The organism is Thermomonospora cellulosilytica (assembly GCF_014138835.1).
In the GTDB taxonomy this organism is placed as follows: Bacteria; Actinomycetota; Actinomycetes; order Streptosporangiales; family Streptosporangiaceae; genus Thermomonospora; species Thermomonospora amylolytica.
On record NZ_JACJII010000001.1, the window covers coordinates 5,638,911 to 5,659,293 of the forward strand.

The window sequence follows — 20,383 nt, forward strand, 5'->3', positions numbered from 1 at the left end:
TCGGGCCGGTCAGCGGGCCGCGCGCTCGACCGCCTCCCGCAGGCCGCCGGGAGTGTAGACGGCGTCCCGTTCGAGCTTGCGGCCGTCCAGCGCCAGCCACGGGGTGCTGCGCACGCCGTTCCGGGCGGCGTGGTCGTTGGCCTGGTCGATCTGGGCCTTCCTGGCCCCGCCGGTCACGCAGGACGCGAAGTCGCCGCCGGTGATGCCGACCTGCCGCCCCCAGGCGATCAGGTCGGCGTTCTCGAAGCCCCTGGCGGTCTCGGGGCCCTGCTCGGCGAACAGCCTGTCGTGGTAGGCCAGCCACTTGTCGGCCGGGGCGCACAGCGACGCGTTCAGCGCCCGCAGCGAGTTCCCGCTGATCGGCTCGGGCAGGGCGCGGAACAGCGAGAACGGCCGGTAGACCACCTTGACCTCGCCCTCGGCGGCCAGCTGCTTGATGGTGGCGCCGGTGGCGTCCTCCATCGCCTTGCAGGCGGGGCACTGGAAGTCCTCGTAGATCTCCAGCACCGGGGCGATGACGCCGGGCCTGGCCATCACCACCGACCCGTCCGGCTGCCGGGTGAGGGGGGCGGTCTCCCCCTGCGGGGCGGCGGCCTCCCCGCCGCCGCGGACCAGCACCGTCGTGGCGGCCGCCCCCACGACCGCCAGGACCGCGACGGCCCCCACCGCGATGCCGAGGGTCCGCCGCCGGCGGGCGCGCCTGTCCTCCCGTGCCCGCCGTTCCGCCAGCCGTTCCCGTGCGGTGCCCTTCGCCGCGTCGTTGTCCATGGTTCCCCCGATCCATGTCTGAGCAGGTCGAGGCTAGTGGAGGCGGCGGCGCGGGCCGGGGAGGCGCGGCCGGGTCAGGTCTTGTCGGCGTTCTCGACGGCCTCGCGCAGGCCGTCGGCGGTGAAGGTGGCGTTCTGGTCGAGCTTGCGGCCGTCGAGCGTCACCCACGGGGTGCTCTGCACCCCGGCCCGGTCGGCGGTGGCGTTGACCTGGTCGATCTGCTGCTGCTTCCGAGTGCCCTCGACGCACTGGGCGAACGCGTCGCCGGTGATGCCGACCTCGGCGGCCCACTTGACGAGGTCGGCGTTCTCGAAGCCCTTGGCGGTCTCGGGGCCCTGCTCGGCGAACAGCTTGTCGTGGTAGGCCAGCCACTTGTCGGCCGGGGCGCACAGCGACGCGTTCAGCGCCCGCAGCGAGTTGCCCCGGGTCGGCTCGTTCGACGAGCGGAACAACGAGAACGGCCGGTAGACCACCTTGACCTTGCCCTCGGCGGCCAGTTCCTTGACGGTCCGGCCGGTGGCCTCCTCGAACTCCTGGCAGGCCGGGCACTGGAAGTCCTCGTAGATCTCCAGCACCGGGGCGGTGACGCCCGGCTTGGCCATCACCACCGAGCCGTCGGCCTGCCGGGACACCGGGGCGGTGGCCACCGGGCCCTCGTCGCCGCCGCGGGTCTGCACCAGCACCACCGCCGCGACCACGACCGCGATCACCGCGACGGCGCCCGCGCCGACCAGCAGGGCGCGCAGCCGCCGGTGCCGCTGCTCCTCCCGGCGGCGCTGCTCGGCCAGCCGCTCGCGGGCGCTGCGCTGGCGTTCGGCCTTGCTCATGGTGGTGTCCTCCGAACGTTCTGGGGCCGCGCGGGCACGCCGTGGGCGCGGCCGGGAACCCCGTCCCGCGCGGCCGGCGGAATGGTCAGTCCTCGTACAGGCCGAGCCTGCGGTCCAGCGCGGCCCGGCCGGGCGGCCACACGGTGATCCAGGCGGCCAGCGCGAGGAAGCCGAGGTCCCGCACGATCTCGCTGAGGTAGGGCGGGTCGGCGATCTGGCCGCCGCCGCCGAAGCAGCCGCAGTCGATCTTGAGGCCGCGGGCCCAGGCGGAGGCGATCCCGGCGATGAACACCGCCATCAGCAGCCCGGACAGCACCCCGCCGACGCGGGTGGCGAACCCGGCCAGCAGCAGGACGGCCAGCACGATCTCCAGGATCGGCAGGCCCACCCCGACCGGGGTGATCAGCGCGCCGGGCAGCAACTGGTACGCCTCCACGGCCAGTTCCTGCAGTGCCGGCGGTTCGAGGGCCTTGGCCAGGCCCGCCCAGCCGAGCACGACGGCCAGGCCGGCGCGGGCGGCGGCGGTGGTCCACGGGTCGGCCGGGACGGTGCGGGCGGCCCAGGCCAGCACCGCCAGCAGCGCCAGGCCGCCGGCGATGCCGGTCCACCGCTCGCCGATCTGCGCCCACGCGGTCCACGCCAGCAGCACCGGCAGCAGCAGGGTGAGCGCGGGCGGCAGCCACCGGGCGGGCCCGCCGGTCACCGGCGGGCCGGCCGGTGCGGTCCCGGTCTGACGGTCCTCGGCCTTGTCTGTGACCACCGTGGCGTCGTCCCCCGTGTCTCCTGGTGGCATGTCGCGGCTCGCAGGCTAACCGGGCCCCGATAAGGAGGCCGTTAGCGCGGGCCCCATCCTGCCACGCCGGCCGGTGCCGTGACCGGTTCACGCGCCACGGCGTACGCCTTCGGCGAGTTCGGCCGCGAACGCCCGGACCGCCTGGATTCCGGCCTTCTCGTCCGGTGCGTCCAGCAGCCGGCGGATGAACGCCGACCCGACGATCACCCCGTCGGCGAAGCCGGCGACCTCGGCGGCCTGTACGCCGTTGCTGACCCCCAGGCCCAGCCCGACCGGCAGGGCGGGGGCGTCCGGGCCGCGCCGGGCCAGCGCCTCGCGGGTCCGTTCGACCAGCCGGGGCGCGCCGGTGTCGACGGCGCTGCGGGCGCCGGTGACGCCCATCAGCGAGGCGGCGTACACGAAGCCCCGGCACACGTCGACGATCTTGGCGATGCGCTCGTCGGTGGAGCTGAGCGCCACCAGGAACACCCGGTCCAGGTCGTGGGCGTCGGAGGCGGCCAGCCACGGGCCGGCCTCCTCCGGGGTGAGGTCGGGGGTGATCAGCCCGGCGCCGCCGGCCGACTTCAGGTCGCGGGCGAACGCGTCCACGCCGTACCGGTCGACCGGGTTCCAGTAGGTCATGACGAGGGTGGGCACGCCGGTGGCGGCGACCGCCTCGACGGTGCGCAGCACGTCGGCGACGCGGACGCCGCCCGTCAGCGCCCGGTGGACGGCGTCCTGGATGGTGGGGCCGTCCATCATCGGGTCGGTGTAGGGCAGGCCGATCTCGATGACGTCGCAGCCGGCCTCGACCATGGCCCTGGCGGCGTCGATGGCGCCCTGGTAGGAGGGGAATCCGGCGGGCAGGTACCCGACCAGCGCGGCGCGGCCGTCGGCCTGCGCCTTGGCGAACGCGACGGAGGTGCTCATCGGCCGCCCTCCTCACCGGTGATGAAGCCGAACCATTCGGCGGCGGTGTGCATGTCCTTGTCGCCGCGGCCCGACAGGCACACCACGATGACGGCGTCCTCGCCGAGCTCCCTGCCGACCTTGAGCGCGCCGGCCAGGGCGTGCGCGGACTCGATCGCCGGGATGATGCCCTCGGTGCGGCACAGCAGCCCGAACGCGTCCATCGCCTCGGCGTCGGTGATGGCCCGGTAGACGGCGCGGCCGGTGTCGTGCAGCCAGGAGTGCTCGGGGCCGACGCCCGGGTAGTCCAGCCCGGCCGACACCGAGTGGGTCTCCAGGGTCTGGCCGTCGTCGTCCTGCAGCAGGAACGTGCGCATGCCGTGGATGACGCCGAGGGACCCGCCGGCCAGGGTGGCGGCGTGCCGGCCGGTGTCCACGCCGTCGCCGCCGGCCTCGAACCCGTACAGCCGGACGCCCTCGTCGGGGACGAACGCGTGGAAGATGCCGATGGCGTTGGAGCCGCCGCCGACGCAGGCGACGACCGCGTCCGGCAGCCGCCCGGTGAGCTCCAGCACCTGCCGGCGGGCCTCGACCCCGATGACGCGCTGGAAGTCGCGGACCATCATCGGGAACGGGTGCGGCCCCATCACCGAGCCGATGCAGTAGTGGGTGTCCTCGACGGTGGCGACCCAGTCGCGGAACGCCTCGTTGCAGGCGTCCTTGAGGGTGCGGCTGCCGTTCTTGACCGGGACGACCTCGGCGCCCAGCATCCGCATCCGGGCGACGTTGAGGGCCTGGCGCCGGGTGTCGACCTCGCCCATGTAGACGGTGCAGTCCAGGCCGAGCAGGGCGGCGGCGGTGGCGGTGGCGACGCCGTGCTGGCCGGCGCCGGTCTCGGCGATGACGCGGCGCTTGCCCATCCGGCGGGTCAGCAGCGCCTGCCCCAGCACGTTGTTGATCTTGTGGGACCCGGTGTGGTTGAGGTCCTCCCGCTTGAGCAGGATGCGGGCGCCGCCGGCGTGCTCGGCGAACCGCCGGGCCTCGGTGAGCAGACTGGGCCGCCCGGCGTAGTCGGTGAGCAGTTCGTCGAGTTCGCCGGTGAAGGCGGGATCGGCCTTGGCGGCCTCGAACTCGCGGGTCAGCTCGTCGAGGGCGGCCATCAGGGCCTCGGGGGCGAACCGGCCGCCGAACCGGCCGAAGTGGCCGGTCGGATCGGGCAGGTTCGCGGAATCGCTGGCAGCGCCGCGCGCGGCGTCGATGGTCATGATCGTCCTGTCGTACGTCGAACGTGAAGGGTGGGCTCGTCCGGGCTATGCGTGCAGTGCGAGATCCGGATGAGCGCACCATCGCTCGCGCAGCGGCTCGGCGACCTCCGCCGCGGCCGGGCCGCTGGGCGAGGTGGTCATGCCCCGCGGGCGGCGCGGCCGAACCCGGCCGCGCGGCGACGTCGACAAAGGCTCGTCGGGCATGGGCAAAGCCTACTTGCCCTGGCGCAGCGCCGGATGCGCGCCGGCGGCGACCAGGTCGGCCACGGCGGTGCGCGGGTCGCGCCCGGTGACCAGGCTCTCCCCCACCAGCACGGCGTCGGCTCCGGAGGAGGCGTAGGCGAGCAGGTCGTGCGGGCCGCGCACCCCCGACTCGGCGATCTTGACCACGTCGCGGGGCACCAGCGGGGCGAGCCGGGCGAACACGCTCCGGTCGACCTTGAGGGTCTTCAGGTCGCGGGCGTTGATCCCGATGACCTTGGCGCCGGCGTCCAGCGCCCGCGCCACCTCCTCCTCGGTGTGCACCTCCACCAGCGGGACCAGCCCGATCGACTCGGCCCGCTCCACCAGCGAGACCAGCGCGTCCTGGTCGAGCGCGGCGACGATCAGCAGGGCCAGGTCGGCGCCGTGGGCGCGGGCCTCCCACAGCTGGTAGGAGGTGACGATGAAGTCCTTGCGCAGCACCGGGACGTCGACGTTGGCGCGGACCTGGGCCAGGTCGTCCAGGCTGCCGCCGAACCGGCGCCGCTCGGTGAGCACGCTGATCACCTTGGCCCCGCCGGCCTCGTAGTCGCGGGCCAGCGCGGCCGGGTCGGCGATCGCCGCGAGCGCGCCCTTGGACGGGCTGGACCGCTTGACCTCGGCGATCACGCTGACCCCCTCGGCGCGCAGGGCGGCCATGGCGTCGCGCGGCGGCGGGGCGGCGGCGGCCTTGTCCTTGAGCGCCTCCAGCGGCACCGCGGCCTGCCGTTCGGCGAGGTCGGCCCGGACGCCTTCCACGATCTCTGCGAGCACGCTCACGCGGCCTCCTCCCCCAGCGGCCCGGCGGCCGCGTCCGGGTGCGCCACCGGGTCGGCTCCGTTCCGCGCCTGCCGGCTCGTCACGTCGCTCACGGATCAGGCCCCCTCGTCTGCGGATCGTACGTGCCCCGATCGTAGCCTCCGGCCCCGACGGCCCGGCCACCCGGCCCGCCGTCACGGGGCCAGGGACGCCCCGAACGGCAGGTTCCGGACGACCCAGAACACGATCACCAGGACCAGGACCGCGTACGCCGCCGCAGGCCGCAGCAGCCGCGAGGTCATCGGCCGCCCGCGCGCCGCCAGCAGGACCCAGCGGCCGTACAGGTAGCCGAGCACCGGCAGCAGCGCGAACAGCAGCGGATTGAGCCCGAACGCCGCGCCGGGGCGGCCGTGCGCCAGCGCGTTCACCATGCGCAGCGCGCCGCAGCCGGGGCAGTACAGGCCGGTGGCCCACAGCAACGGGCAGACCGGGTAGTGCCCCGGCTCGTGCGGGTCGACCAGGGCGACCCAGGTCACCCCGGCGGCGACGGCCCCGAGCACGACGGCGGGCCCCAGCAGCCTGCGCGCCAGGCCGCCGGTACGGGCCGCGCCGACCTGCGTCATGGTCCCAGCGTACGGAACGGGCTCCCCGGAGGTCGCCCCCGCAGAAACGGATCGGCGAGGATGCGGCGGCCCGGGGTCTGGGAGGTCGTCCCCCAGACGCCTATGCGTCGACGGCGTAGCCGACGCCGCGGACGGTGCGGATGGGGCTGGCGTCGCCGAGCTTGGCGCGCAGCTGGGCGATGTGCACGTCGACGGTGCGGTTGCCGGCGCTGGCGCCCGGCTCCCAGGCCGCCTCCAGCAGCTGCTCGCGGGTGAACACCCGCCCGGGCCGGCCCATCAGGAACCGCAGCAGGTCGAACTCGGTGGCGGTGAGGGCGACCGGCCGGTCCCCGGCGGTGACGGTGCGGGACTGCGGGTCCAGCACGACGGTCCCGGCGCGCAGCACGTGCCCCTCGTCGCCGCCCCGGCCGCGCAGCGCCCGGGCGACGGCGTCCACCAGGACCCGCGGCCCGAACGGGCGGGCCAGCACGGCGACGCCCGGATCGCCGGTCGGCGCGGCCTGCCCGGCGGCGACGACGCACACCACGGGGGCGTCCCCGGCGGCCTGGCGGACCTTGCGGTACAGCTCGCCGGGCGGCCCGGCGGCGGACAGGTCCAGGACCACCGCGTCGGGGCGGAGCCGGGCGGCGGTGGCCGCGGCGCGGGCGGTGTCGAGCTCGATCTCGGCGTCGTACCCGGCGCGGGCCAGATAGCGGCGGGCCAGCTCGGCCACGCCGGGGTCGTGTTCGGCGACCAGGACGAGTCCGCCGGCGGGCTCGGTCATGGACGGCCCGCGCTCGGCCCGGTGGTCCGGGCGCCGTCGTGGTCGGCGGGCATCGCTGCTTCCGGGTGCGTCATGGGCGTCATCGGCGTCATGGGTACGGGCGGGGTCATTCGCCGCGGACGGTGGGGTCCTCGCCCCGGTCCAGCAACTTCCACAGCCCGGCCGGATCGTCGGGGGCGGGCCGCCGCGCGGGGCGGCCGGCGCCGGGACGGTCGTAGCGGGCGGACATGCCGGGCCAGCGGTGCCCCCGCACCATGGTGAGGACCCCGGCCGCGGCCATCAGCACGCCCCCGGCCGCCGCGACCGCCCACCACCAGGTGGTGGTCACCGACAGGTCGGCGCCGAGCCGCAGCAGCGTGCTGTGCTCCTCGGCGGTGGCCAGGACGTGGGAGCGGCGCACGGCGGCGGCCGCGGTGTAGGCCGCGCCCGCGCCCAGCAGCACCAGCAGGGCCCCGACGGCGGCGCGGACCCGGCCGCGGGTGGCGACCAGGGCGGCCAGCGCCGCCAGCCCGGCCCAGCCGAGGGCGCTCACGGCGCCGGTCAGGTCGGCGCCGGTCAGCGTCCGGTCGATCGGGGTGATGGCGCCGTGAGCGCGGACGGCGGCCCACTCGCGGCCGGCGGCCAGCAGCACCAGCCCGGCGCCGGCCGCGCACGCCAGCACGGCGGCGGCCCGCTCACGGCGAACGTTCATCAGGAGTTCTGGGGACGTTCACCGACGACGGCGTCGAGCACGTCGGCGTCCCAGCAGGTGCGGTCACCGGTGTGGCAGGCCGCCCCGACCTGGTCGACCTTCACCAGGATGGCGTCGCCGTCGCAGTCGAGGGCGACCGACTTCACCCACTGCTGATGGCCCGAGCTCTCCCCCTTGACCCAGTACTCCCGGCGGCTGCGCGACCAGTAGGTGGCGCGGCCGGTGGTCAGGGTGCGGTGCAGGGCCTCGTCGTCCATCCAGGCGAGCATGAGCACCTCACCGGTGTCGTACTGCTGGGCGATGGCGGGGACGAGCCCGTTGGGATCGCGCTTGAGGCGCGCGGCGATTTTCGGGTCCAGGTTGGACGCACGCTCGGACATGCCCTCCATTGTGCCCGCCCTCCCCGCCCTCCCGGCCACCGCACCACGCCGTTGTCCGGGGAAAACACGTCGGGCCCGCACCTGGATGGTGCGGGCCCGACGGAACGTCTGCGGGTGTTACAGGGGGCGGACCTGGTCGGCCTGCGGACCCCGGTTACCCTGCGTCACCTCGAACTCGACGCGCTGGTTCTCGTCGAGGGTCCGGTAGCCGGAGGTCTGGATCGCCGAGTAGTGCACGAACACGTCCGGACCGTCGCCGTCCACGGCGATGAAGCCGTAGCCCTTCTCGGCGTTGAACCACTTCACGGTGCCCTGCTGGGGCATGTCTTTCTCCTTGCGGCAAAACTCGGGTCCGCACCTCGCGGGCCCGGTGCGGTCGCCCTGCGGTACGCTCTCGCCCTCCCGAACCGTCCCGGAAAAGCCAAAACGCCCGCTGTCATCAGTCCGCGGGCGTTCATACAAAACGATCGTGAACCACGACTGCAACCGACGGGTCCACCGTATCACCGGTCGGGCGTAAATCGGAGAGGCCCGGGCGGCGGATTCCCGGCCGCACGGGACGCGCCGGGCCGCGCCGTCCGCCGCGGGCGGGCGCCGGGGCCGGGTCACGGGCGCGTCGTCCGAGGTACCGGCCCGTCCGGCCGCTCCGGGAACGCGCGGGCGCTTTGTCGGCGCGCGATTGCGCCGGCCGTCTCGTCGCATCGTGGCCGGGCGCGCGGTATCGCACGGTATGCGGACCGATGTCTTTACACCGGATCCCTCGTGCAATTTTCAACGACCGGCCACGCCAAAGACCGGTCGCCGCGTCCATGCGCGTCGCAACCGTCCTGTGATGGGCGAGAAGACCGGGTATGGACGCGATCCGCCCGTTCACCTGCTCTTGGCACGGAAAACCGTCCGGACGGCGTCAACGCCTGGACCGGCCGCGTTGTTCCCGCCGCGCGCGGTCCCGCATGCCGCGTCCGTCACCTGGGCCGGAGGGCGCGGCGGGCGTCCACGGGAATAAGCGGACACCCCCGGATGGTAGGCATGAGCGGGCCACAGGTCCCCTTGCCCACCTCACCGCGGACCCGGCCGGCGGCGTCCGCCGGTGTCCGCTGCCGAATGGAGGACGTCGTGCCAGCAGGGCCCCCGAGGGTCGAGCCCCACATCCTGCGCGAGGGGATGCGGGTCCTATGGGTCGCCGTCAAGGCCGAACCCGTCGTGTTCACCGTGTCCGTCCTGGCCAGCGCGCTGTACGCGGCGATGACCGTGGCCAGCGCGTGGGTGCTGGGCTGGGCGACCGAGAACGTCGTGCTGCCGGCGTTCCGGGAGGGCCGCACGACGGCGGGGGCGCTGGCCGGCGGGGCGGTGGCGATCCTCGGGGTGGCGCTGCTGAAGGCGCTGGGGGTGGCCGGGCGGCGGTTCTACGCCGGGCTGATGCAGTACCGGATGCAGGCCCGCTACCGGCGCGCGGTGACCCGGCAGTACCTGCGGCTGCCGCTGGCCTGGCACCACCGGCACCCCACCGGGCAACTGCTGTCGAACGCCAACGCCGACGTGGAGGCCTCCTGGGCGCCGATCGCGCCGCTGCCGATGGCGGTGGGCGTGCTGTTCATGCTGCTGGTGGCGGCGGTGTCGATCCTGCTGGTGGACGTGACGGTGGCGCTAGTCGGGTTCTGCGTGTTCCCGGCGATCGCGCTGCTCAACGTGGTCTACCAGCGGCGGCTGTCGCCGCTGGCGGCGCGCGCCCAGCAGTTGCGCGCCGAGGTCAGCGAGGTGGCCCACGAGAGCTTCGAGGGCGGCCTGGTGATCAAGACCCTGGGCCGCGAGCGGGCCGAGACCGAGCGGTTCGCCGAGCGCGCCCGCCGGCTGCGGGACGCCAACGTGGCGGTCGGCCGGATCCGCGGGCTGTTCGACCCGATGCTGGAGGCGCTGCCGACCCTGGGGGTGCTGGCGGTGCTGCTGGTCGGGTCGGTGCGGCTGGAGGCGGGCGCGCTGAACGCCGGCGACCTGGTGAACGTGTCGTACCTGTTCACCCTGCTGGCCTGGCCGATCCGGGCGCTGGGCTGGGTGCTGGCGGAGGTGCCGCGCAGCGTCGTCGGGTGGAACCGGGTGCGGGCGGTGCTGGACGCCGAGGGGTCGCTGCCGTTCGGGGAGCACCCGCTGGACGGCGACGGGCCGGCCGGGCTGGAGGTCGGCGCGGTGCGGTTCGCCTACGCGGCCGACGGGGACGACGGCGGGCGGGCGCAGGTGCTGCACGACGTCTCGTTCGCCGCGCGGCCCGGCCGCACGATCGCGGTGGTCGGGCCGACCGGATCGGGCAAGTCGACGCTGACGACGCTGCTGGTGCGGCTGGTGGACCCGGCCGGCGGGGCCGTGCTGCTGGACGGGGTGGACGCGCGCCGGGCCCGGCGGGGCGCGGTGGCGGCGACGGCGGCGCTGGTGCCGCAGCAGACGTTCCTGTTCGACGACACCGTCCGCGGCAACGTGACGCTGGGCGCCGACATCCCCGACGAGCAGGTGTGGGAGGCGCTGCGGCTGGCGCAGGCCGACGGGTTCGTGGCGGCGCTGCCGAAGGGGCTGGACACCCGGGTCGGCGAGCGGGGCGCGACCCTGTCGGGCGGGCAGCGGCAGCGGCTGGCGCTGGCCCGCGCGCTGGTGCGCCGTCCCCGGCTGCTGGTGCTGGACGACGCCACCTCCAGCGTGGACCCGCAGGTCGAGGCGCGGATCCTGGAGGGCCTGCGGTCGGCGCAGAGCGACGGTTCGGGCTCGACCGTCGTGGTGGTCGCCTACCGCAAGGCCACCATCGCGCTGGCCGACGAGGTCGTCTACATCGAGCACGGCCGGGTCCTGGACCGCGGCACGCACGCCGAGCTGCTGGAACGCTCGGAGGGCTACCGCAACCTGGTGAACGCCTACGAGCGGGCCGAGGCCGAACGCGACGCCATCGAGGGTGAAGAGGTGACCGCATGACGGTGAGCGCGCTGGACGAGTCGGCCGCTCAGGAGGGGGCGCTGCGGACGCTGCGGCGGGGGCTGCGGCTGAGCCCGGAGTTCGCGACCGGGCTGCCGGTCACGCTGCTGCTGGCGCTGGTGGCCACGGCGGGGCGGGTGGTCGTGCCGATCGCCGTGCAGCAGACCATCGACCGGGGGCTGCAGGCCTCCGGCGGCCCGGACGTGGCGTTCATCCGCACCGCGGTGCTGGTGGCCGCGGTGGTCGTGGTGGTCACCGCGGTGTCCGGCTACCTGATGAACGTCCGGCTCTACAGGACCACCGAGAGCGGGCTGGCCACGCTGCGGATCAAGGCGTTCCGGCACGTGCACGACCTGTCCATGCTGACCCAGAGCAGCGAGCGGCGCGGCTCGCTGGTGTCGCGGGTCACCGGCGACGTCGACCAGATCAGCCAGTTCATGCAGTGGGGCGGGCTGATGATCATCGTGTCGGCGGGCCAGCTGGTGGTGGCCAGCGTGCTGATGGCGGTCTACTCCTGGCCGCTGGCGCTGCTGGTGTGGGCCTCGTTCCTGCCGCTGGCGCTGGCGCTGCGCCGGTTCCAGAAGCTGCTGTCGCGGGCGTACACCACGGTGCGCGAGCGGGTCGGGGACATGCTCGCGGCGGTCAGCGAGTCGGTGGTGGGCGCGTCGGTGATCCGCGCGTACGCCGTCGAGGAGCGGACCGCGCAGCGGATCGACGAGTCGGTGGAGGCCTACCGCAAGGCGCAGACGCGGGCGCAGGGGTTCGTGGCGCTGACGTTCCCGTCCAGCGAGCTGGTGGCGGCGCTGGCGACCGCCGCCGTCGTGGTGGCGGGCACGCTGCTGGGCGTCGGCGGGCACCTGACGGCCGGTGAGCTGGTGGCGTTCATGTTCCTGGTGACGCTGTTCGTCGGGCCGATGCAGGTCGCGACCGAGGTGCTGAACGAGGCGCAGAACGCCATCGCCGGCTGGCGGCGGGTGCTCGGCGTGCTGGACACCACGCCCGACGTGGCCGACCCGGGCGAGCGGGGTCACGAACTGCCGCGCGGCCCGATCGAGGTCCGCTTCGAGAACGTGTCGTTCGCCTACCCCGGCGGCCCCACCGTCCTGCACGACGTGACGGTGGACATCGCCCCGCGCTCGCGTATCGCGGTGGTCGGCGAGACCGGCTCGGGCAAGACCACGTTCGCCAAGCTGCTGACCCGCCTGATGGACCCGGCGCAGGGCCGCATCCTGGTCGACGGCGTCCCCCTGGACCGGGTCCGCTTCTCCTCCCTGCGGGAACGGATCGTGATGGTCCCCCAGGACGGCTTCCTGTTCGACGCCTCCCTGGGCGACAACATCCGGTACGGCCGCCCCGGCGCCGCCGACGAGGACATCCTGCTGGCCCTCACCGAACTCGGCCTGGCCGACTGGCTGGAGGGCCTCCCCCAGGGCCTGGACACCCCCGTCGGCCAGCGCGGCGAGTCCCTGTCGGCCGGCGAACGCCAGCTCGTCGCCCTGGCCCGCGCCTACCTCGCCGACCCCGACCTGCTGGTCCTGGACGAGGCCACCAGCGCCGTCGACCCCGCCACCGAGGTCCGCCTGCAGCGCGCCCTCGACGGCGTCACCCGGGGCCGCACCGCCATCTCCATCGCCCACCGCCTGTCCACCGCCCAGGCCGCCGACGAGGTCCTGGTCTTCGACCGGGGCCGCCTGGTCCAGCGCGGCCCCCACAGCGAACTCGTCGCCGTCCCCGGCGTCTACGCCGACCTGCACGCCTCCTGGATGGCCCAACGCAAGGTCTGACCCCGAGAACTGCACCCCAACACCCGAAAGACCCTGCACCCGGCCGTCCACGAGCCTGAAGACCTCGCACCCGAAGGGACTGAAGGCCACCGCGAGCGGGCCCGCGTGGTCGTGAGGAGGAGCGGTTCACGATCGCGAGGAACGAGCGATCGTGAACCGCGACGACGAACGGCCGCGCGTCCGAAGGCCCGCTCGCCGCCGCGGCGGAGCCGCGGCGATCAAACACGCGCGCGAACCGTCGCGCCGGAGGCGCGACCAAACAACTTGCCCGGTTAGGGGTCGTCTGCGCATATTGGCGCAGTGAACGAGGTCGTCATCGAATCAGCGGGCACGCTGCACGGGCAACTGCAGCGCGGCCTGGGCAGGGCCGCGCGCCGGGCGGCCGGGACCGCGGGGGCCGGGGAGCTGGTCCTGGACTGCATCCGCCGGGATCCGCGGTGGGATCCCCGGGTGGAGTCGCGCGGGCTGTACTACGCGCGACTGGTGGTCGACCTGGAGCTGCCGGCGGGGCCGATCGGGGACCGGCTGCTGGAGCCGGGCTGCGGTGACGAGGGGCGGCTGGCCGTCGAGGTGCTGGCCGAGCTGGTCCGGCTGAGCCGCCGGGAGGCCGCCGGGCTGCTGCGGGCCTGCGCCGAGGAGGGCGAGCTGTGGTTCGAGGCGGTGGAGGCGCTGATCCGGCTGGGCGATCCGGCGCCGGCCGAGGGGCTGGACGCGCTGGTGGTGGCCCGGTGCGACGACCGTGAGCTGGAGTGGCTGGCCGGTGATCCGGACAATCCGGTGATCCGGCACTGGGCGGGGCGGCGGCCGCGGATCGCCGCCGCGCTGGGCCGGCGGCGGGCCGGGGCCGGCGGCGGGACGCGACCGCGCCGGCCCGGCGGACCGGTCCAGGGCGGGGAACGGTCCGGCCGGTCGGAGTCGGAGCTGCTGGAGCTGGCCCGGCGGCGGGACGACGACGGCGCGGTGGCGGCGATATTCGAGCTGGGCCGGCGGCGGACCCCCGCGTTGCTGGACCTGGCCGAGGAGCTGCTGCCGCAGCGGGACGGGCGATGGGGCGGGGCGTTGTGCCGGGCGTTGCGCGAGTACGGGTCGGCGGCGCTGCCGCGGGCGCGGGCCTGGGCGCGGGCGCACGCCGGGTGCGAGGCCCTGGCGCTGTGCATCCTGGCCAGTCACGGCACCCACCAGGACATCCCGTTGCTGATGTCGGAGCTGGAGGCGGCGGTGGAGCGCCGCGACTGGGGGGCGGTCGCCGGCCCGGTGGAGGGACTGGGCAGGTTGCGGGCCGGTGAGGCCGTTCCGCTGCTGAAGACGATCTGGCTGGAGTCCGCCTATTCGTACCTACGTCCCCGTGTGCTGACCTCGTTGACCCGTACCGCCCCGCACACCGCCGAGTCCTACGCCGTCGAAGGGCTGTGGGACTGCGAGGACGAGACCCGCCGCGTGGCGGTGTCCGCCGCCCCGTTCACCGACGACACCCGGCTGCGGCTGCATCGGCTGCATTCCGACCCCGCCGAGGACCAGCGGGTACGGGCCGCCGCATCCGACCGGCTGATGTTCTAGCCCCGGCTGAACCCTTCGCGCCGTCGCCCGCGTACCTCCGAGCGAAGTTCCGACCGAAGTCACGCCTTCGCGGAAGGACGGCCGATGCTCCACCTCCCCCGCTGTCTCCGGCCGCTGCCGGTCCTGTGCGCCGCCCTGCTGCTCGGCGGCTGCTCCTCCTCCAACGCCCCCGGCCGGGCCGCGAGCGCCGGCCAGGACGGCCCGCCCGCGGTGATGGCGGCCGGGCTGGAGGACCTGGCGGCCAAGACCGGATGCCGGCTGCAGAGCCAGACCAAGGCCGCCGAGCTGCGGCAGGGGGCCTGCCAGACCAACCGCGGCCGGTACACGCTGGTCACGTTCGCCACCGACACGGGCCAGGCCGCCTGGCTCAAGGAGGCCAAGCCGTGGGGCGGCACCTACCTGGTGGGGCCGCGGTGGGTCGCGGTGGGCACCGAGCAGACGCTGCGGTCGCTGCGCGCGGACCTCGGCGGCCGGATCGAGTCCGGCTCGGACCACGGCGGCGGGGGGCACGGTCACACCCCGGGATGACGGCCGTTCATCCTCGGGAAGGGGGGCCGGCGGGCGGGCGGCCCGTAGACTCGGCGGCATGTTCCTTCCCATTCGCCGTCTGGTCGCCGTGGTCCCTCTCGTACTGCTGCCGCTCGGCGCGGTCGCCGCGTGCGGCGGCGAGGGCACCACCACGGACTGCTCGATCGACGCCTGCACCGTGACGTTCGACCGGGGCGTGAACGCCAACGCCTCGATCCTGGGCGTCAAGGCCGAACTGGTGGGGGTGCAGGGGGACAACGTGACGCTGCGCGTCGCCGGCCAGCAGATCACCGTGCCGGTCGACGGGCGGCAGGAGGTCGAGGGCCTGAGCGTGCAGGTCCAGTCGGTCACCCAGGACCAGGTGGTCGTCCGGATCTCGCAGGGCGGCGGCTGATCCGTCCGTGATGTCCGGCCCGGTACGGTACGGGGGTTAATGACCGTTAACATCGGCGGTGAGGAGAGGAGACCGCCGATGCCCGCCGAACGGCTGCTGCCGACCGAGGAGGCCCGGCAGCTCATCGACCTGACTCGCGAGATCGCCGCGAACGAGCTGCGTCCCAGGGCCGCCCGAGCCGAGGCCGACGAGGAGTTCCCGCGCGAGATGTTCCGGCTGCTCGGCCGTGCCGGGCTGCTGGGGCTGCCGTATCCGGAGGAGGCCGGCGGCGGGGGCCAGCCGTACGAGGTCTACCTGCAGGTGCTGGAGGAGATCGCGGCGGTGTGGGCGTCGGTGGCGGTCGGGGTGAGCGTGCACACGCTGGCCTGCTACCCGGTGGCGACGTACGGGGACGACGAGCAGCGCAAGCGGCTGCCGGAGCTGCTCGGCGGCGAGCTGCTGGGCGGATACGCGCTGTCGGAGCCGCACGCCGGGTCGGACGCGGCGGCGCTGAGCACCCGCGCGGTCCGCGACGGCGACCACTACGTGATCACCGGTACCAAGGCGTGGATCACCCACGGCGGCGAGGCCGACTTCTACGTGCTGTTCGCCCGGACCTCCGACGACGGCGGGCGGGGCGTCAGCGCGTTCCTGATCGACGGGCGGACGGACGGGCTGTCGTTCGGGCCGCCGGAGCGCAAGATGGGCCTGACCGGCTCCACCACCGCGCAACTGCTGTTCGACGGCGCCCGGGTGCCGGTGGAACGGCGGATCGGCGCCGAGGGGCAGGGGTTCCCGATCGCGCTGTCGGCGCTGGACTCGGGCCGGCTGGGCATCGCGGCGTGCGCGGTGGGGCTGGCGCAGGGGGCGCTGGACGAGGCGGTGGCGTACGCCCGGCAGCGGGAGCAGTTCGGCCGCCCGATCATCGAGCACCAGGGGCTGGGGTTCCTGCTGGCGGACATGGCGGCGGCGGTCGAGTCGGCGCGGGCGACCTACCTGGAGGCGGCGCGCCGCCGGGACCGGGGGCTGCCGTTCGGGCGGCAGGCGTCCATCGCCAAGCTGGTGGCCACCGACGCGGCGATGAAGGTGACCACCGACGCCGTGCAGGTGCTCGGCGGGTACGGCTACACCCGCGACTTCCCGGTGGAGCGCTACATGCGCGAGGCCAAGGTCATGCAGATCTTCGAGGGCACCAACCAGATCCAGCGCATGGTCATCGCCCGTCACCTTTCTCGCATCTGACACTTCGCCGAACCGGCAGGTAGGTTACTTAGGAGTAGCCGATTGAGCGGCGGCCCGGCAGGGTCCTCGGGCCGTCGCGGCACCCCCCCGCAGGGTGCTCAAGGAGGACACATGTCCCTCATCCGCCGCCTGCCCGCCCCCACCCGGCTCCCGCTCCCCACCGGCCGGTTCCGCTACACCGTCGAGCGCGACATCCCGGTGCCCATGCCGGACGGGGTGACGCTGCTGACCGACCGGTACGCGCCCGCCGGGGTGCCGGACGCGCCGACGATCCTGGTCCGCACCCCCTACGGGCGGCGCGGGCTGCCCTCGGTGCTGAACGGGCTGCCGTTCGTGCCGTTCGGGTTCCAGTTGCTGGTGCAGAGCACCCGGGGGACGTTCGGGTCCGGCGGCGAGTTCGACCCGCTGGGCGGGGAGCAGGAGGACGGGCTGGCCACCGTGGAGTGGATCCGGCGGCAGCCGTGGTTCGGCGGGTCGCTGGCCACCTACGGCGCCAGCTACCTCGGCTACACCTCCTGGGCGCTGGCGGCCGAGGCGGGACCGGCGCTCAGGGCGATGTCGGTGCAGGTCTCCGCCTCCTCGTTCCGCGACGCCGCCTATGTGGGCGGCTCGTTCGCGCTGGAGACCGTGCTGATGTGGTCGGACCTGACCGCCCGGCAGGAACGGCGGCTGGGCATGATCAACGGGGCGCTGCTGGCCAAGCGGCGGGCGCGCCGGGCCGCCGCGACCGGCCGGCCGCTGGCCGAGCTGGACGCGCTGACCACCGGGGCGCCGCTGCGGTTCTGGCAGGACCTGCTGGCCAACGACGAGCCCGGCGCCGAGTACTGGCGCAGCCGGGACTTCACCGGCTCGGTCGCCGACGTCACCGCCCCGGTGACGCTGCTGGGCGGCTGGTACGACATCTTCCTGCCCTGGCAGCTCAAGGACTATCAGGCGCTGCGGGCGGCGGGGCGGCTGCCGTTCCTGACGATCGGGCCGTGGTGGCACGCCGACCCGCGGCACGGGCTGGTGGCGGTGCGCGAGTCGCTGGCCTGGTTCCGCGCCCATCTCAAGGACGACTTCTCCGGCATCCGCGCCCACCCGGTCCGGGTGTACGTGACGGGCGCCAGGCAGTGGCGGGACTACCGCGACTGGCCGCCGCCGGGGATGCGGGTGCGTCCCTGGCATCTGCATCCGGGCGGCGGGCTCGGTGAGGACGGCCCGCAGAACGGGGATCCCACCCGCTACACGTTCGACCCGGCCGACCCGACGCCCGCGCTGTCCGGGCCGAGCCTGCTGGGCAGCTGCAAGCCGGTCGACCAGCGCCCGCTGGAGAAACGCCCCGACGTGGCGCTGTTCACCTCCGCCCCGCTGCGCGCCGACCTGGACGTCATCGGCCCGGTGTCGGCGCGGCTGTACGTGCGCTGCGACCGCGAGCACACCGACTTCGTGGTGCGGCTGTGCGACGTGGCGCCGGACGGGACCTCGCTGAACGTGTGCGAGGGCGGGCGGCGGCTGCGGCCCGGCGACCCGCCCGCCGACGCCGACGGGGTGCGGGCGGTGACGGTGGAGCTGTGGCCGGCCGGTCACCGGTTCCGCCGCGGCCACCGGGTCCGGGTGCACGTGACCGGCGGCGCGTTCCCCGTCGTGGCGGTCAATCCCGGGACCGGCGAGCCGCTGGGCAGCGCCGCCGGCCGGGTCGTGCAGCACCAGGAGGTGTTCCACGACCCGGACCGGCTGTCGGCGATCATGCTGCCGGTGGTGGAACGTGCCGCCGAACGAACGCGCAGCGACCCGGCCGCCGAGGACTGCTAGGCGGTCGCACCGCGCGTGCGGGCGGGTCAGCCCCAGAGGCGGGTGAGGCGCTGGGTTCCGCTGGCCACCGCGAACGACGCCATCCTCGTCGCGGTGGCGTCCCGGCGGGTGCGGTCCGACAGCCTGAACCAGTCCATCCGGGCCCGCTCGGCGGTCAGCTCGATCACCCCGAAGCCGTGCGAGTCCAGCTCCGACCAGCGCACGTGCCGGTTGGTCAGCGCCAGCGCGCCCTCGGCCGCCAGGGTGAGGGTGCGCGGCGGGACGCCCAGGAAGTCGTCGATGTTGTCGCTGGTCACCGACGGGACCACCATCTCGGTGGCGACCGAGGGGGTGGCCGGGTAGGTCGCGGCGGTCAGCGGCACGTCGTTGGCCCACGAGGTGTGGATGTCGCCGGTCAGGAAGACGGTGTCGCCGATCCGCCCGTCGTGCAGATGGCCGAGCAGTTCCTGGCGGTCGGCGGTGTAGCCGTCCCACTGGTCCGGGTTGATCGCGTACCCGCCGGCCGGGATCCCCAGCAGCCTGGCCAGCGGGCCGAGCAGGTGGGCGGGCACCGACCCGATCGCCACCGGGCTGATCATCACCGAGTTGCCGACCAGCCGCCAGCGGGTCTCCCCCGCGCTCGCCGACAGCCCGTCCTTCAGCCAGCGCATCTGGGCGTCGCCGGTGATCGTGCGGTCCGGGTCGTCCACCACGACGCCGCTCTCCTGCCTGGACCGGTGGCTCCGCAGGTCCAGCAGGGTCAGCTCGGCCAGCCGCCCGAACCGCAGCCGCCGGTAGATCTCGCCGTCCGCCCCGGCCCGCACCGGCATCCACTCGAAGTACGCCCTGCGGGAGGCCGCCCGGCGCGCCTCCCAGGAGCCCTCGGTCGCCGGGTCGTGGTTCTCCGCGCCGCCGGACCAGGCGTCGTTGGCCACCTCGTGGTCGTCCCAGACGATCATCCACGGGTACGCGGCGTGCAGCGCCTGCAGGTCCGGGTCGGTCTTGTAGAGGGCGTGCCGCATCCGGTAGTCGGCCAGGGTGAGGATCTCGTGCGCCGGCACGTTCGGACGGACCACCGTGCCGCCCGCGCCGAAGTCCCCCGCGCCGTACTCGTAGATGTAGTCGCCGAGGTGGACGACCCCGAACAGGTCGCCGCGCCCGGCCAGGTGCCGGTAGGCGGCGAAGTGCCCCGCCTCCCAGTTCGAGCAGGACACCACGCCGAACTTCAGCGCCGCCACCTGCGCGGACGCCGCGGGCGCGGTGCGGGTCCGGCCCACCGGGGACGGGGTGCCGTCCAGCAGGAAGCGGTAGTGGTACGAGGTGCCGGGGGTCAGCCCGCGCACGTCCACCTTCACCGTGTGGTCGCGTTCGGGCCCGGTGCGGAACGTCCCCCGCGCCACGATCGACCGGAACTCCGCGTCCCGCGCCACCTGCCAGACCACGTCCACGGCCGGCCCGTCGCCCGAGCCCGGCGTCGCCTCGTCGGTGGGCGTCACCCGGGTCCACAGGATCACGCCGTCCGGCAGCGGGTCGCCCGAGGCCACCCCGTGCCGGAAGTACGCGGGCGCGGCGTGCGCACCGGACGCCGCCACCGCCAGCGAGGAGACCACCACAGCCCCGGCCGCACCCGCCCGGAGGAAACCACGACGATCGAGAGAAGTCACGGTTGTGAAAAGTACTCATGTCCATCCCGTCCGGGAAGCCCATGACCACAACCCGCCATCGAGTGTTCATCCGCGCGCGGCGGACACCGATCCGCCCTCCGGGCTTCACACCCGCCCCGATCAGGAGGAATGTGGAAGGAAGCACACAACGGGGGGAATCATGCACGCCAACAAGAGCTGGCAGCTGACCGTCGACATCACCGAGCAGGACCGCTACACCGAGGCCGAGGCCCGCCTCACCACGCCCGACAACACCCTCACCGGCCGTGGCATCGCCCGCCGCAACCCGCGCGACGCCGACGTACCCAGCATCGGCGACGAACTGGCGGTGTCCCGCGCCCTGGCCGAACTCGCCCACGGCCTCCTGGACGCCGCCGCCCAGGAGATCAGCCGGATAGAGCACCGCAAGGTCCGGCTTACTCATTAGTCGCGCGCGTGTTCATGGCCGCGCCTCCGGCGCGGCGGCTCGCGGGCCTTGGGACGCGCGGCCGTTCGTCGTCGCGGTTCAAG

General features: G+C 74.5%; 20 protein-coding genes. 8 read left to right on the plus strand and 12 right to left on the minus strand.

Annotation, left to right across the window (positions count from 1 at the left end; all coding sequences use genetic code 11):
- Positions 1–9: 9 nt before the first annotated feature.
- From HNR21_RS26575 to HNR21_RS26625, 11 genes are all read right to left on the minus strand, one after another.
- On the minus strand, positions 10–768 hold the full coding sequence (locus HNR21_RS26575; RefSeq protein WP_182707357.1) for a DsbA family protein: 759 nt from the start codon (positions 766–768) through the stop codon (positions 10–12).
- Positions 769–842: 74 nt separating this feature from the next.
- Positions 843–1,595, minus strand: a complete 753-nt coding sequence (locus tag HNR21_RS26580) for a DsbA family protein (protein ID WP_182707358.1) — start codon at positions 1,593–1,595, stop codon at positions 843–845.
- Between the two features lie 85 nt (positions 1,596–1,680).
- Positions 1,681–2,388 (minus strand): MauE/DoxX family redox-associated membrane protein, encoded by a 708-nt coding sequence (locus HNR21_RS26585; protein ID WP_182707359.1) that lies wholly within the window; start codon positions 2,386–2,388, stop codon positions 1,681–1,683.
- Between the two features lie 87 nt (positions 2,389–2,475).
- Positions 2,476–3,297, minus strand: coding sequence for a tryptophan synthase subunit alpha (gene trpA / locus HNR21_RS26590; protein ID WP_182707360.1), 822 nt, complete (start codon positions 3,295–3,297; stop codon positions 2,476–2,478).
- Positions 3,294–4,541: a tryptophan synthase subunit beta gene (gene trpB, locus HNR21_RS26595; RefSeq protein ID WP_182707361.1), complete on the minus strand. Its 1,248-nt coding sequence runs from the start codon at positions 4,539–4,541 to the stop codon at positions 3,294–3,296. Before trpB ends, trpA begins: the two co-directional genes overlap by 4 nt.
- Before the next feature lie 213 nt (positions 4,542–4,754).
- Positions 4,755–5,561: an indole-3-glycerol phosphate synthase TrpC gene (gene trpC / locus HNR21_RS26600; RefSeq protein WP_182707362.1), complete on the minus strand. Its 807-nt coding sequence runs from the start codon at positions 5,559–5,561 to the stop codon at positions 4,755–4,757.
- A 173-nt stretch (positions 5,562–5,734) separates the two neighbouring features.
- Entirely contained in the window at positions 5,735–6,163 is a 429-nt protein-coding gene (locus HNR21_RS26605; protein ID WP_119729865.1) for a DUF2752 domain-containing protein, read from the minus strand.
- A gap of 100 nt (positions 6,164–6,263) precedes the next feature.
- Positions 6,264–6,926: a response regulator transcription factor gene (locus HNR21_RS26610; protein WP_119729864.1), complete on the minus strand. Its 663-nt coding sequence runs from the start codon at positions 6,924–6,926 to the stop codon at positions 6,264–6,266.
- A gap of 106 nt (positions 6,927–7,032) precedes the next feature.
- Positions 7,033–7,617 (minus strand): Trp biosynthesis-associated membrane protein, encoded by a 585-nt coding sequence (locus tag HNR21_RS26615; protein WP_182707363.1) that lies wholly within the window; start codon positions 7,615–7,617, stop codon positions 7,033–7,035.
- Entirely contained in the window at positions 7,617–7,997 is a 381-nt protein-coding gene (gene hisI / locus HNR21_RS26620) for a phosphoribosyl-AMP cyclohydrolase (RefSeq protein WP_198679160.1), read from the minus strand. Before hisI ends, HNR21_RS26615 begins: the two co-directional genes overlap by 1 nt.
- Before the next feature lie 117 nt (positions 7,998–8,114).
- The gene (locus tag HNR21_RS26625; protein WP_119729861.1) at positions 8,115–8,321 is read right to left on the minus strand and encodes a cold-shock protein; all 207 of its coding nucleotides are present in this window, start codon (positions 8,319–8,321) and stop codon (positions 8,115–8,117) included.
- Positions 8,322–9,101: 780 nt separating this feature from the next.
- On the opposite strand from HNR21_RS26625, the gene HNR21_RS26630 reads away from it, so the two are divergent.
- From HNR21_RS26630 to HNR21_RS26660, 7 genes are all read left to right on the plus strand, one after another.
- Positions 9,102–10,952: an ABC transporter ATP-binding protein gene (locus HNR21_RS26630; protein WP_182707364.1), complete on the plus strand. Its 1,851-nt coding sequence runs from the start codon at positions 9,102–9,104 to the stop codon at positions 10,950–10,952.
- Entirely contained in the window at positions 10,949–12,736 is a 1,788-nt protein-coding gene (locus HNR21_RS26635) for an ABC transporter ATP-binding protein (RefSeq protein WP_182707365.1), read from the plus strand. Before HNR21_RS26630 ends, HNR21_RS26635 begins: the two co-directional genes overlap by 4 nt.
- A gap of 300 nt (positions 12,737–13,036) precedes the next feature.
- A complete protein-coding gene (locus HNR21_RS26640) occupies positions 13,037–14,293 on the plus strand; it encodes a hypothetical protein (RefSeq protein WP_182707366.1) in 1,257 nt (418 codons plus the stop codon).
- 84 nt (positions 14,294–14,377) lie between these two features.
- Positions 14,378–14,821 carry a putative periplasmic lipoprotein gene (locus tag HNR21_RS26645; protein WP_182707367.1) on the plus strand — a complete coding sequence of 148 codons (444 nt, stop codon included), beginning with the start codon at positions 14,378–14,380 and terminating at the stop codon, positions 14,819–14,821.
- 58 nt (positions 14,822–14,879) lie between these two features.
- The gene (locus HNR21_RS26650) at positions 14,880–15,215 is read left to right on the plus strand and encodes a hypothetical protein (protein WP_182707368.1); all 336 of its coding nucleotides are present in this window, start codon (positions 14,880–14,882) and stop codon (positions 15,213–15,215) included.
- 78 nt (positions 15,216–15,293) lie between these two features.
- Positions 15,294–16,436, plus strand: a complete 1,143-nt coding sequence (locus tag HNR21_RS26655) for an acyl-CoA dehydrogenase family protein (protein WP_119729855.1) — start codon at positions 15,294–15,296, stop codon at positions 16,434–16,436.
- Between the two features lie 111 nt (positions 16,437–16,547).
- Positions 16,548–18,230: a CocE/NonD family hydrolase gene (locus HNR21_RS26660; RefSeq protein ID WP_182707369.1), complete on the plus strand. Its 1,683-nt coding sequence runs from the start codon at positions 16,548–16,550 to the stop codon at positions 18,228–18,230.
- Positions 18,231–18,256: 26 nt separating this feature from the next.
- Here HNR21_RS26660 and HNR21_RS26665 read toward each other — a convergent pair whose 3' ends face one another.
- A complete protein-coding gene (locus HNR21_RS26665; protein WP_182707370.1) occupies positions 18,257–19,873 on the minus strand; it encodes an alkaline phosphatase D family protein in 1,617 nt (538 codons plus the stop codon).
- Between the two features lie 160 nt (positions 19,874–20,033).
- Between HNR21_RS26665 and HNR21_RS26670 the strand changes: the two genes are divergently transcribed.
- Positions 20,034–20,300 carry a DUF1876 domain-containing protein gene (locus tag HNR21_RS26670; protein WP_119729852.1) on the plus strand — a complete coding sequence of 89 codons (267 nt, stop codon included), beginning with the start codon at positions 20,034–20,036 and terminating at the stop codon, positions 20,298–20,300.
- Positions 20,301–20,383: the final 83 nt, after the last annotated feature.